The 12492-nt window shown below is 67.6% G+C and carries 11 protein-coding genes; 6 read left to right on the forward strand and 5 right to left on the reverse strand.

Annotation, left to right across the window (positions count from 1 at the left end; translation table 11 throughout):
• Nucleotides 1–2: 2 nt before the first annotated feature.
• Complete coding sequence (oppB, locus tag SY26_RS03055) at nt 3–926, reverse strand: oligopeptide ABC transporter permease OppB (RefSeq protein WP_045999202.1); 924 nt, start codon at nt 924–926, stop codon at nt 3–5.
• 85 nt (nt 927–1011) lie between these two features.
• Complete coding sequence (locus SY26_RS03060) at nt 1012–2613, reverse strand: peptide ABC transporter substrate-binding protein (protein WP_045981408.1); 1602 nt, start codon at nt 2611–2613, stop codon at nt 1012–1014.
• Between the two features lie 130 nt (nt 2614–2743).
• Here SY26_RS03060 and cobU point away from each other — a divergent pair, with 130 nt between their 5' ends.
• The 5 genes from cobU (at nt 2744) to SY26_RS03085 (ending at nt 7559) form a co-directional block, all read left to right on the forward strand.
• The gene (cobU, locus tag SY26_RS03065) at nt 2744–3274 is read left to right on the forward strand and encodes a bifunctional adenosylcobinamide kinase/adenosylcobinamide-phosphate guanylyltransferase (RefSeq protein WP_045999203.1); all 531 of its coding nucleotides are present in this window, start codon (nt 2744–2746) and stop codon (nt 3272–3274) included.
• On the forward strand, nt 3261–4214 hold the full coding sequence (gene cobT / locus SY26_RS03070; RefSeq protein WP_045999204.1) for a nicotinate-nucleotide--dimethylbenzimidazole phosphoribosyltransferase: 954 nt from the start codon (nt 3261–3263) through the stop codon (nt 4212–4214). Before cobU ends, cobT begins: the two co-directional genes overlap by 14 nt.
• A complete protein-coding gene (gene cobS, locus SY26_RS03075) occupies nt 4207–4929 on the forward strand; it encodes an adenosylcobinamide-GDP ribazoletransferase (protein ID WP_052715092.1) in 723 nt (240 codons plus the stop codon). Before cobT ends, cobS begins: the two co-directional genes overlap by 8 nt.
• Nucleotides 4930–5046: 117 nt before the next feature.
• Entirely contained in the window at nt 5047–5658 is a 612-nt protein-coding gene (locus tag SY26_RS03080) for a TRAP transporter small permease subunit (RefSeq protein ID WP_045981404.1), read from the forward strand.
• Complete coding sequence (locus SY26_RS03085) at nt 5655–7559, forward strand: TRAP transporter large permease subunit (protein WP_045999206.1); 1905 nt, start codon at nt 5655–5657, stop codon at nt 7557–7559. Before SY26_RS03080 ends, SY26_RS03085 begins: the two co-directional genes overlap by 4 nt.
• A 93-nt stretch (nt 7560–7652) precedes the next feature.
• On the opposite strand, the gene SY26_RS03090 is transcribed toward SY26_RS03085, so the two are convergent.
• The gene (locus SY26_RS03090; RefSeq protein ID WP_139598623.1) at nt 7653–8771 is read right to left on the reverse strand and encodes a TRAP transporter substrate-binding protein; all 1119 of its coding nucleotides are present in this window, start codon (nt 8769–8771) and stop codon (nt 7653–7655) included.
• A 239-nt stretch (nt 8772–9010) separates the two neighbouring features.
• Between SY26_RS03090 and SY26_RS03095 the strand changes: the two genes are divergently transcribed.
• Entirely contained in the window at nt 9011–10426 is a 1416-nt protein-coding gene (locus SY26_RS03095; RefSeq protein ID WP_045999208.1) for a PLP-dependent aminotransferase family protein, read from the forward strand.
• Between the two features lie 4 nt (nt 10427–10430).
• Here SY26_RS03095 and eno read toward each other — a convergent pair whose 3' ends face one another.
• The gene (eno, locus tag SY26_RS03100) at nt 10431–11705 is read right to left on the reverse strand and encodes a phosphopyruvate hydratase (RefSeq protein ID WP_045999209.1); all 1275 of its coding nucleotides are present in this window, start codon (nt 11703–11705) and stop codon (nt 10431–10433) included.
• A 60-nt stretch (nt 11706–11765) separates the two neighbouring features.
• Complete coding sequence (locus tag SY26_RS03105) at nt 11766–12446, reverse strand: endonuclease/exonuclease/phosphatase family protein (protein ID WP_045981399.1); 681 nt, start codon at nt 12444–12446, stop codon at nt 11766–11768.
• Nucleotides 12447–12492 lie beyond the last annotated feature (46 nt).

Here is a 12492-nt window from a genome sequence, read left to right on the forward strand (position 1 = left end):
ACCTAGTACCTGATCTTGGGGTCGATCCATGCGTAAAGCACGTCGACGATGAGGTTGAAGAGGATGGTCAGCGCGCCCACCAGGATGGTGACGCCCATCATCACGGCATAGTCGCGGTTCAGCGCGCTGTCCACGAAGGCCTTGCCGATGCCGCCGGTCGAGAAATAGATGTCGATCACCACCGACCCGGTGATCATCGACACGAAGACCGGCCCCAGATAGCTGATCACCGGCAGCATCGCGGGTTTCAGCGCGTGGCGGATGATGACGCGGTGTTCGGGCATTCCCTTGGCCCGCGCCGTGCGGATGTGGTTCGAGCCCAGCACCTCCAGCATCGACGACCGGGTGATCCGCGCGATTGATGCCATGTAGCTGGTCGACAGTGCGATCACCGGCATGATCCAGAAGCTGGGATTGCTGAAGCTCCAGCCGCCGCCCGGCAGCAGCCCGTACCACAGGGTCAGGACCAGCACCAACAGCGGTGCCATCACGAAGTTCGGCAGCACCTGCGCGCCGATGGACATGCCCACGGCCAGATAGTCGACCCAGCTGTTGTGCCAGATCGCCGCCACCACCCCCAGGGCCACGCCCACGACGACGGCGGCCACGAAGGACAGCCCGCCATAGGTCAGCGTCACCGGAAATCCGCTGGCGATCAGCTGGTTCACGGTGCGGTCGGGATAGACGAAGCTGGGGCCGAAGTCGAAATGCACGACCACGTTGACCAGATAGTTCCAGATCTGCAGCCACAGCGGATCGTTCAGACCGTACTGCGCCTCCAGGTTGGCAAGGACGGCCGGGGGCAGGGCGCGTTCGCCCGTGAAAGGTCCGCCCGGTGCGATCTGCATCAGGACGAAGGAGAAGACGATCAGCAGAAGCAACGTGGGTATCGCCACCGCCAGCCGTCGCAGGATGAATGCGAACATCGCGTGGGGCCTTCCCTGCGGGATGGTTGAAAAATGACAGGGCCGGGGCGGTCGTGCCGCCCCGGCCCCCGGTCAGGATGGCTGCTTATTCCGCGACGCGGTACAGGTCCTTGGCGTACCAGGTGTTCAGCAGGTTCTCGCGCGGCAGGCCCTTGATGGCCGGGTTGATCATGTCGACCTTGGCATAGTGATAGACGAAGACCGCCGGATTCTCGTCGGCCAGGATCTCCTCGGCGCGCTGATAGAGGGGCGTGGTGTCCTCTGCCGTGCGGGCCTCGACCAGCAGCTTGTCGTATTCCTCGTTCGACCACTTGCCGCTGTTGTAGCCGTCGGTGCGGAACCAGTCCAGGAAGGTCGTCGCCTCGTTGTAGTCGGCGCACCAGGCATAGCGTGCGATCTCGAAGTCCTGGTTCTGCAGGCGGTCGGTATGGACGGCCCATTCGACGTTGTTCAGCTCGATCTCGATGCCAAGGGGGCGCCAGAACTGCTGGGCCGCGATGGCCAGCAGGCGGTGGCTGTCGTCGGTGTTGTACTGCAGCTGCAGGCGCACCGGGTTGTCGGGACCGTAACCGGCCTCGGCCAACAGCTCGGCGGCGCGGGCCATGCGGTCTTCCTGCGACATGTCCTTCATGCCGCCCTCGGGCGCGGCAAAGCCGTTGATGGCCCAGTGCGTCCAGGTGTAGGCGGGCTCCTGTCCGCCCTGCAGGACCTGATCCACGATGACCTCACGGTTCAGCGACAGGGCCAGCGCCTCGCGGACACGTTCGTCCTTCAGCGCCTCGGGGCCCTTCTCCGACAGGTTGAACACATAGGCGTAGGAGCAGCCGTAGGGGACAGACACGGCCTCTTCGGGGGATGCCTCGGACAGGCGCGGGTACTGGCCGGCGGGGATCTGGACGCGGTCCAGCTCTCCGGCCTGATAGCGGGTCAGGGCCACGTTGTTGTCGTTGACGGTCACGCCGCGGACGGTCTGCATCACGACGTTCTCGGCATCCCAGTATTCCGGGTTCTTCTCGAAGACGATCTCGACGCCCAGATTGTGGCTGGCCAGGGTATAGGCCCCGTTGCCGACCAGGTTGGCGGGCTGCACCCAGGCATCACCATGCTCCTCGACCACCGCGCGGGGCACGGGATAGGTCGTGGTGTGCGACAGGGTGTTCAGGAAATAGGGGGTGGGCGTGGTCAGCGTGACCTGCAGCGTCTTGTCGTCCAGCGCGACGACGCCCAGCTGGTCGGGCTCCATCTCGCCCGCGATGATCTGCGTGGCGTTCTGCAGGTTCATCAGCTCCATGTACCAGGCGTATTCCGACGCGGTCTCGGGCGTGACGACACGCTGCCAGGCATAGACGAAGTCGTCTGCCGTCACCGGGTCGCCGTTCGACCACTTGGCGTCGCGCAGCGTGAAGGTGTAGGTCAGGCCGTCCTCGGACATCTCGTGGCTTTCGGCGACGCCGGGGATCATGTTGCCCGCGGCATCCTCTATCATCAGGCCCTCGAACAGCGAGCGCAGCGCGTCCGAACCCTCGACGTCGGTGTTCTTGGCCGGGTCAAGCGACTTGATCGCGTCCAGCAGCCAATAGGTATAGGTCTGGTTCTCGGCCAGGGTCTCGCCTTCGGCAGGCTGCACGGCCCAAGCGGGCATCGCCAGCGCGGTCAGCAGGGCGGTCGTCGCGAAAAGCTTGGTCATCCCAACTCCTCCAAGTTGTCTGTCGGTGTCGTTTCGCACCGGAATGGCGCGAGGTTTAGTGAAAGCACGGGTGTGGGCAAGCGGCGTTTCGCGCTTTCCAACCCGACCGCCCTGTGGAAAACAGGCCCGCATGACGCAACGGGGACATATCACGCTGGTGACGGGCGGCGCGCGGTCGGGCAAGTCGGCCCTGGCAGAGCGGCTTGTCCTGCGCCATGCAATGCCGCGCATCTATATCGCCACCGCCCAGGCCCGCGACACCGAGATGGGTGAAAGAATCAAGGCGCATCAACAGGATCGCGGACAGGGCTGGCGCACCATCGAAGAACCGCTGGATCTGGCCGGCACGCTGCGCGCGACCGACGGACAGGGCGTGCGCCTTGTGGATTGCCTGACGCTGTGGATGTCGAACTGCATGGGTTCGGCGGATATCGGCGCATTGACGGTGACGTTACGTCAGCAATGCTGTCCTGTCGTGCTGGTAAGCAACGAATTGGGGCAGGGGATCGTGCCGGACAATGCCTTGGCCCGCCGGTTCCGCGACGATCACGGCCGGATGAACCAGGCGGTGGCGGCACTGGCCGACCAGGTCTGGATGGCCGTCAGCGGCATGCCCCTGCGCCTGAAACCCATGGCAGAGAGCCCCGATGACCCGATTTGACCAGACCGCTGCCGACGGTGCCGCCGCGCGCCAGGCCACCTTGACGAAACCCGCCGGATCGCTTGGCCGGCTGGAGGCGCTGGCCGTGTTCATGGCAGGCTGGCAGGGGACCGACCGCCCCACGCTGGACCGCGCGCAGGCGCTGGTATTTGCGGGCAATCACGGGATCACGGCACAGGGCGTCACGCCCTTTCCACCCGCGGTGACGGCGGCGATGGTCGCGAACTTTCGTGCAGGCGGCGCGGCGATCAATCAGCTGTGCCGTGTGGCGGGGGCCGATCTGGGCATCGTCGCGCTGGATCTGGACCGGCCCACGGCCGATTTCACCCAAGGCCCCGCGATGTCGTCGGCCGAGGTCGACCATGCGATGGCGCAGGGCGCCGCCGCCGTCGATTCCACCGCCCAGGTCCTGCTGCTGGGAGAGATGGGGATCGGCAATTCCACCACCTCGGCCGCATTGGCGGCGGCGACCTTTGGCGGACGGGCCGAGGACTGGGTCGGCCCCGGCACCGGCGCGCAGGGCGCGATGCTGGCCGCCAAGGTCCGCGTCGTGACGGAAGGGCTGGCCCGCCACGCCGTGACCGGCACCCACGACACGCTGGCCGCGTTCGGCGGTCGCGAACAGGCGGCCATCTGCGGCGCGGTACGCCGTGCACGGGACCTGCGCATTCCGGTGATCCTGGACGGGTTCATCTGCACCGCCGCCGCCGCCGTGCTGACCCGCGATGATCCCGACGCACTGTCCCACTGCCTAATCGGCCATGAAAGCGCCGAACCGGGGCACCGACGCGTGATCGCGTCGCTGGCGATGCAGCCCGTCCTGTCGCTGGACATGCGCTTGGGCGAGGGGTCCGGCGCCGCCGTGGCCCTTCTGGTGCTGCGCGCCGCGCTGGAGTGCCACAACGGCATGGCGACCTTTGCCGAGGCCGGGATTGTCTAGGTCGCACCAGATCGTCCTGGCGCTGGTTTTCCTGACGCGGCTGCCGCTTGGCCGCCTCCTGCCGCCCGAGGTTTTGCCGCTGTCCCGCGCGGCCTGGGCCTTTCCGCTGGCGGGGGCGGTGCTGGGACTGCTGGCCGGGGTGCCCCTGTGGATCATGGGGACGGGCCTGCTGCCGGCGGCGCTGTCCGTCGCCCTGGCCGTCTGGCTGACCGGTGCGCTGCACGAGGATGCGCTGGCCGATTTCGCCGATGCGGGCGGCGGACGGGACCGCGCCGACCGGCTGCGGATCATGCGCGAATCGACCATCGGCAGCTATGGCGCGGCCGCGCTGGTGGCGACGGGCGTGATCCGCGTGGCGGCGCTGGCGGCGCTTGGACCGCTGGCGCTGATCGCGGCGGCCGCGGCGGGACGAGTGGCACCGGTGATGCTGATGCGTGCCCTGCCGCCGGCGCGGACCGACGGGCTGGGTCAGGGGGCCGGACAACCCTCGCGCCGGGCGGTGGTGGCGGCCACGCTGACGGGCGTTCTGGCGCTGCTGCTGGGTGCGCCGGGACCGGGGGCCGCGACCTTGGCGATGGCGCTGGTCGGGCTGTCGGTCGTGGCGGTCTCGCGCCGCGCCTGCCGTCTGCTGGGCGGGCAGACGGGCGATGTGTTGGGCGCGTCGGTGCTGCTTGCGGAATGTGCGGCGCTGGTCGGGATGGCCGCGCTGACCTAGGGTCAACTGGCGGAAAACCTTGACCCGTGCAGGCCGCTTGCCGCATATCCTGCCAGCCAGAACGACCGGGTCAACCGGACTGCGGCCAAAGGCCGTACCTTGAGGGAGGAGCATATCATGAGCGGCCTGTTGGCCCTTTCGCGCGGCATCGACCGCGTCACGACGCTGATCGGGCGCAGCGTCGCCTGGCTGATCCTGCTGGCCGTCGTCATCAGCGCCGTCAACGCGGTCGTCCGCAAGGTGTTCAGCATGTCGTCGAACGCCTGGCTGGAGGCGCAGTGGTACCTGTTCGGCGCGGCCTTCATGCTGGCCTCGGCGTGGACGCTGCTCGAGAACGAACATATCCGCATCGACGTGATCTATGGCCGCTGGTCGCGCCGGGTGCAGCACTGGATCGACCTTCTGGGCACGATCCTGTTCCTGATGCCCTTCACCACGGTCATGCTGTGGCTGACCTGGCCCGCCCTGATGGGCAGCATCCGCACCGGAGAGATCTCGATGAACGCGGGCGGCCTGCCGCTCTGGCCGGCGCGGGGCGTGCTGGTGGTGGGCTTTGGCCTGCTGTTCGCCCAGGGCCTGTCCGAGATCGTGAAAAAGATCGCCGTCATGCGCGGCATCATTCCCGATCCGCACCAGAACACCGGCCCGAACGAGGCCGCCAATCACGAGGCCGGGCTGATGCTGACGGGCCGCACCGACCAGACCGATGAACCGGAGCGCCGCCCGTGATCGACCTTATCGCCCACAACCTTGCCCCCATCATGTTCTTCTCGATGGTGGCGTTCCTGCTGTTCGGCTATCCGATCGCCTTTGCGCTAGCGGCCAACGGGCTGCTGTTCTTCTTCTTCGGGGTGTTCCTGACGCCCCTGTCCGACCAGGTGAACCTGGGCTGGAACCTGCTGGGGGCGCTTGGGGACCGCGTCTTCGGCGTGATGCGGAACGACACGCTGCTGGCCATCCCGTTCTTCACGCTGATGGGGATCGTGCTGGAACGGTCCCGCATGGCCGAGGAGCTGCTAGACACCATCGGCCAACTGTTCGGCCCGGTCCGCGGCGGCCTTGCCTATGCCGTGATCCTGGTGGGCGCGCTGCTGGCGGCCACGACCGGCGTGGTCGCGGCCTCGGTTATCTCGATGGGCCTGATCTCTCTGCCGATCATGATGCGCTACGGCTATGACAAAAGCCTGTCGACGGGCGTGATCGCGGCGTCGGGAACGCTGGCGCAGATCATTCCGCCGTCGCTGGTGCTGATCGTGCTGGCCGACCAGCTGGGACGTTCCGTCGGCGACATGTACAAGGCGGCGATGGTCCCGGCGCTGGCGCTGGTCGGCGTCTACATCGTCTATGTCCTGATCCTGTCGATCCTGCGCCCCAAGGCCATGCCCGCCCTGCCGCTGGAGGCGCGCAGCCTGGGCGGCGGCGGCTGGTCGCTGGCCGTGGTGATCGTGCTGGCCGTCGCGATCTTCCAGCTGGCCAGCCGCTGGATGGACGCCAACGGCGTCACGAACGCGCCCATCTGGGCGGCGACCCTGGCGGTCGTGGCCCTGCTGATCCTGGCGGTCGCCGACCGTGCCACGGGCGGGCGCTGGCTGTCGCCGATGACGCGGCAGGTCATCATCGTGATGATCCCGCCCCTGGCGCTGGTCTTCCTGGTGCTGGGCACGATCTTCCTGGGCATCGCCACGCCTACCGAAGGCGGCGCGATGGGTGCGATGGGCGCGCTGATCCTTTCGGCGATCAAGCGCCGCCTCAGCTTCGACGTGCTGAACCAGGCGCTGCTGTCGACGGTCAAGCTGTCGGCCTTCGTGATGTTCATCCTGCTGGGCGCGACCGTCTTCTCGCTGACCTACTATTCGGTCAACGGCCATATCTGGGTGCGCGACCTGCTGACCGCGCTGCCCGGCGGGGTCACGGGCTTCCTGATCGTGTCCTGCATCATCATCTTCATCCTTGGCTTCTTCCTGGACTTCTTCGAACTGGCCTTCGTCATCGTGCCGCTGCTGATCCCGGCGGCGAATGCGCTTGGCGTCGACCTGGTCTGGTTCGGGGTGATCCTGGCGGTGACGATGCAGACATCGTTCCTGACGCCGCCCGTGGGCTTTGCGCTGTTCTATCTGCGTTCGGTCGCGCCGCGGAAATCCTATCGGGACAAGATCACCGGTCTGATCATGGACCCGATCACCACCCTGAACATCTATCGCGGCGCGGTTCCCTTCGTGGGGCTTCAGGTCCTGATGATCGCGGCGGTAATCGCGTTCCCGGGCATGGTCATGCACTACAAGGGACCGGTCGTGGACACGTCGAACATGCGGATCGAGATCCCCATGGGCGGCGGCCTTGGTGGGGGGCTTGGCGGCGGTCTGGGTGGTGGCCTCGGTGGTGGGCTGGGCGGCGGCGGCGCGGCCCCGCAGGGTGGCAGCGGCGGGTTCGGCACGCTTGGCGGATTGGGCGGATCGCCTTTCGGCCAGCAGCAGCCGGCTCCGGCGACGCCGACCCCGGACGCAACCGCCCCGGACGCACCCGCACCGGCCAACCCTACGCCGGAAGCCGCGACCCCCGAGGCGGCGGCACCCTCCGGCGGAATGGGCCTGGGCTTCGGCGGGCCTCCTCCGGGCCTGTCGGGGAACTGACGGGCGGGCCCGTCACCGCGGGCCCGATGCACCAACGAAAAACCCCCGCGCAGCACCTGCGCGGGGGTTTCGCATTCCGATGGGGTCGTCCGATCAGCCGCCGACGGCCAGGGTGCCGTTGCGCTGCTGGATCATCATGAAGGTGTCGAACGTGTATTCCGCGGTCTGCTGGTACAGGTACCAGTCGTCGCGGAACTGCAGCATCGCCTCGTACTGCGTCTTGAAGGACTCGTTCTCGGCCGAGACCTCGGCATAGACCTCGTTCGCGGCGGCGAAGGATGCGGCCAGCACCTCCTCGCTGAACGAGCGCAGCTGCGCGCCCGAACCGACCAGCTCCTTAAGCGCGGTCGGGTTCTTCATGTCGTATTTCGCCAGCATGTTCTGGTCGGTAGCCTGGGCGCAGGTCCGGAACAGCGACTTGTAGTTCTCCGGCAGTTCGTCCCATTTGCCCTTGTTCACGAAGAAGCTGACCGTCGGGCCACCCTCCCAGAACCCGGGATAGTAGTAGTAGGGCGCGACCTTCTGGAAGCCCAGCTTGCTGTCGTCATAGGGGCCGACCCATTCGGCCGCGTCGATCGTCCCACGCTCCAGCGAGGGATAGATGTCGCCGCCGGCGATCTGCTGCGGCACCACGCCCAGCTTCTCGACGACCCGGCCCGCCAGGCCGGAAATGCGCATCTTCAGGCCCTGCATGTCGGCCAGAGAGTTGATTTCCTTACGATACCAGCCGCCCATCTGCACGCCGGTGTTGCCGCCCGGATAGCTGACCAGATTGTACTTTTCCAGGAAGGTGTTGTAGTTCTCGATGCCGCCGCCCTGATAGTTGTAGGCGTTCTTGGCGCGGGCCGAGAAGGTGAACGGCAGGTCGGCACCGCAGGCGAAGGCCGGGTCCTTGCCCCAGTTGTAGTAGCCTACCGAATGCGAACATTCGACGGTGCCGTCCGTGGTCGCGTTGATGGCGTCCAGGCCCGGCACGATCTCTCCGGCCGAGAACACCTGGATCTGGAAGCGGCCGTCGGTCGCCTCGGACAGGCGCTGAGAGATTTCCTCGGCGCCGCCATAGATGGTGTCCAGCGACTTGGGAAAGCTGGAGGCCAGGCGCCAGTTGATCTGCGGTGCCTCTTGCGCGATGGCGGGCGCGGCCAGCACGCTGCCAGCTGCCGCCGCAGCACCGCCGATGGACGCCCGCGCGATGAAGGACCGCCGGTCCAACGCTTTGGAATCTTTCATTCTGTCTCCTCCGCTTGGGTCGGTGGGCCCCCTCGGCCCGCAACTTCCCACCCTGCATGGCCGACAGTTTAGCCCCGCTTTCAGGCCTGTCGAGTGTTCTGAGACCGATCCCCCAAAGTTATTTCACGCCGCCGGCCCTGATGCGGTCGCGCAACCGCACACAGGCGATTGTGCCCGCAAAAACGGCGCATTATCAGGGATGTCGCGGCAAGGAGGCTCAGATGCGCATCGAGGATTGGCAGCCCGACCTGACCGGCCAGCCCGGACCCAAGTTCCGCGCCCTGGCCAACGCCCTGCGCGAGGCCGCGCGGTCGGGCCAGTTGGCGCCCGGCACGCGCCTGCCGCCGATGCGCGACCTGGCCTGGCGGCTGAAGGTCACGACCGGAACCGTCGCCCGGGCCTATCAGGTGGCCGCCGCCGAAGGCGTCGTGGAAAGCCATGTGGGGCGCGGCAGCTTCATCGCCGCGGCGCGCCCCCGTCGCCCGGTGCCGCAGCCGCTGCTGTACGAAAGCCTGGACCACCCCGCATCGCCGCAGGGCCCGGCCGACCTGCGCATTCCGCAGCTGCCCGATTGCGGTCAGGCACGGGTCCTGGCCACGCATCTGGCGGCGATGGCGGCGGACATGGACGCGTCGGTCCTGGATTACACCCCGCTCAGCCGCGACCAGGATTGCCGGGGCGCGGCGCTGGACTGGATGTCCGTCCGACCCCTTGGGACGGTGGCCGACCACGACATGGTCCTGACGCACGGTGGTCAGCACGCGATCACCCTGGTCATGGCGCTGTGCCTGGCGGATCAGCCCGCGCAGGTCATGGTCGAGGCGCTGACCTATCCCGGCATCACCCACGCGGCACGCCTGATGCGCGCCCAGACACAGGCGGTGGCGCTGGACGATCAGGGCATGATCCCCGAGGATCTGGACCGCGTCGCCCGCGCCACGGGGGCGCGGCTGGTGTGCCTGACGCCCTCGGCACAGAACCCGACGCTGGCGTCGATGGGGGCCGCCCGCCGCGGCCGCATCGTCGAAGTGGCCCGCCGCCACGACCTGCAGATCATCGAGGACGAATGCTATGCGCCCAGCCCGCGCCCCGATGCGCCCCCCAGCCTGCGCGCCCTGGCGCCCGAGCGGGTCTGGCATGTCAGCAGCCTGTCGAAGATCATCGCCGCGGGCCTGCGCTTCGGCGTGCTGATCTGCCCCGAGGGGATGGGCCAGGCGGGGCGCGTCGCCGCGCAGCACAGTCATATGGGCCTGTCACAGCCGATCACCGGGCTGGTGACGCGGCTGCTGCGGTCCGGCGATGGCGATCGGATCGCCCGCGAGGTTCAGGCGCAGGTGGCGGACCGGCTCGCCTTGGCGCAGGAGGCGTTGGCGGGTCTGGATGCGCGGGGTCAGGCCGGCGTGCCGATGGTCTGGCTGCCGCTGCCCGCGCCCTGGACGGCCGCCGATTTCGCGTCGCGCGCGGCGGCGGCGGGGGTGATCGTGCGCCCGTCGTCGGATTTCTGCGGACCGGCACAGGAGCAGGTGCAGGGAGTGCGCATCGCGCTGAACTGTCGGATGCCGCGCGACAGGCTGGCCGCCGCGCTGCAGACCCTGGGCCAGATGGCAAGGTCCGGCCCCGAGGCGGGGCCGGACTGAGGGGTCAGCGTAGGATGCTGCGACCTGCGTATTCGGCGGTGGCGCCCAGCATTTCCTCGATGCGGATCAGCTGGTTGTATTTCGCCAACCGGTCGGAACGGGCCAGCGAACCGGTCTTGATCTGACCACAGTTGGTGGCGACGGCCAGGTCGGCGATGGTCGCGTCCTCGGTCTCGCCCGAACGGTGCGACATGACGCTGGTATAGCCCGCGCGGTCGGCCATGCGCACGGCGTCCAGCGTTTCAGACAACGTGCCGATCTGGTTGACCTTGACCAGCAGGCTGTTGCCGCAGCCGCGCTCGATCCCCTGGGCCAGGCGCACGGGGTTGGTCACGAACAGGTCGTCGCCGACCAGTTGCACGCGGTCGCCCAGACGGTCGGTCAGCATCTTCCAGCCGTCCCAGTCATCCTCGGCGCAGCCATCCTCGATCGACAGGATCGGATAGGCGTCGCAGAGCGCGGCCAGGTAATCAACATTCTCGGCCGGAGACAGGGACTTGCCCTCGCCCTTCATCTCGTACTTGCCGCCCTTGAAGTATTCGGTGGAGGCGCAGTCCAACGCCAGCATGATGTCGTCGCCGGGACGATAGCCGGCCTTCTCGATGGCCTTCAGGATGAAATCCAGGGCGTCGCGGGTCGAGGACAGGTTCGGGGCAAAGCCGCCCTCGTCGCCGATACCCGTGGACAGGCCCGCCGCCGACAGCTCCTTCTTCAGCGTGTGGAAGATTTCCGACCCCATGCGCACGGCTTCGCGGATGTTCTCCGCGGCGACGGGCATGATCATGAATTCCTGGATGTCGATCGGGTTGTCGGCATGTTCGCCGCCGTTGATGATGTTCATCATCGGGACCGGCAGGATGCGCGCGCTGGTGCCGCCGACATAGCGGTAGAGCGGCTGGTTGGTCGCATCCGCCGCAGCCTTGGCCACCGCCATCGACACGCCCAGGATCGCGTTGGCGCCCAAGCGGCCCTTGTTGGGCGTGCCGTCCAGCTCGCACATCATCATGTCGATGGCGCGCTGTTCGGTCGAATCCTCGCCCACCAGGTTCTCGGCGATCTCGCCGTTGACGGCGGCCACCGCCTCCAGCACGCCCTTGCCCATATAGCGGGACTTGTCACCGTCGCGTTTTTCGACTGCCTCGTGCGCGCCGGTCGACGCGCCGGAGGGAACGGCCGCGCGGCCCATGGTGCCGTCTTCCAGGGTCACGTCGACCTCGACGGTCGGGTTGCCGCGGCTGTCCAGGATTTCACGGGCGAAGATGTCGATGATGGCGGTCATAAGCGCACTCCGGTTGATGCTTGGCGCCTTGTTAGCGCCGCAAGCCCGGTTTCGCAATCTTCACGGAAAGCGGATGCGCGCCCAGATCGGCAGGTGGTCGGACGCGTCGCGCGCGCCCGCTTCGTTGAAGACGCCGGTTTCCAGGACGTGCAGGTTCGTGGACAGGGCCATCCGGTCCAGCCGCAGCCGGGGCAGGGGTGCGGGCCAGGACGGTCCCGGCGCCACGACCCTGAACCCGGCCAGCGATTCAAGGCCCCGGTCGTCGCGCCATTCGTTGAAATCGCCCATCATCACGATGTGGTCGTCCGCGATCCGAGAGGCCTGCGCGGTGATCCGGGCCAGCTGCGCGCGCCGCGACGATCGCGCCAGCCCCAGATGGGCGCCGATCAGTGTCAGGCCCGGCAGGCGCAGGGCCACCGCGCCGCGCGGCTCCAGACCCGGCAGGGGCAAGCGGCGCAGCACCGCCTGTTCGGCCAGATGCGGGCGCATCAGGATCGTCTGGCCATGCCAACCCAGGCTGCTTTCGGTCGTGCCGTAGATGTCGGCAGGCACCAGACCCGTTTCCGACTGGATCAGGTTGCGCGGCAGGGCCTCGGGGCGGGCGCCAAGGCGAAAATCCACCTCCTGCAGGGCGATGATGTCCGGGTCCAGCGACCGGATCACCGCCAGGTTGCGCAGCGGCGCATGCGGGCCGGTCATCCCGCGGCACTTGTGCAGGTTGTAGCTTGCGATCTTCAGCATCAATCCATCCGAGCTGGCGTTGCGGGTGATCTTGGCGGGGTCCGCG

Source organism: Paracoccus sp. 228, from assembly GCF_000967825.1.
GTDB classification, from domain to species: domain Bacteria; phylum Pseudomonadota; class Alphaproteobacteria; order Rhodobacterales; family Rhodobacteraceae; genus Paracoccus; species Paracoccus marcusii.

What these genes read in the sequence shown, in the direction of transcription:
- oppB (WP_045999202.1), bottom strand. Translation starts at nt 926, where the DNA reads ATGTTCGCATTCATCCTGCGACGGCTGGCGGTGGCGATACCCACGTTG.
- SY26_RS03060 (WP_045981408.1), bottom strand. Translation starts at nt 2,613, where the DNA reads ATGACCAAGCTTTTCGCGACGACCGCCCTGCTGACCGCGCTGGCGATG.
- cobU (WP_045999203.1), top strand. Translation starts at nt 2,744, where the DNA reads ATGACGCAACGGGGACATATCACGCTGGTGACGGGCGGCGCGCGGTCG.
- cobT (WP_045999204.1), top strand. Translation starts at nt 3,261, where the DNA reads ATGACCCGATTTGACCAGACCGCTGCCGACGGTGCCGCCGCGCGCCAG.
- SY26_RS03080 (WP_045981404.1), top strand. Translation starts at nt 5,047, where the DNA reads ATGAGCGGCCTGTTGGCCCTTTCGCGCGGCATCGACCGCGTCACGACG.
- SY26_RS03095 (WP_045999208.1), top strand. Translation starts at nt 9,011, where the DNA reads ATGCGCATCGAGGATTGGCAGCCCGACCTGACCGGCCAGCCCGGACCC.
- eno (WP_045999209.1), bottom strand. Translation starts at nt 11,705, where the DNA reads ATGACCGCCATCATCGACATCTTCGCCCGTGAAATCCTGGACAGCCGC.
- SY26_RS03105 (WP_045981399.1), bottom strand. Translation starts at nt 12,446, where the DNA reads ATGCTGAAGATCGCAAGCTACAACCTGCACAAGTGCCGCGGGATGACC.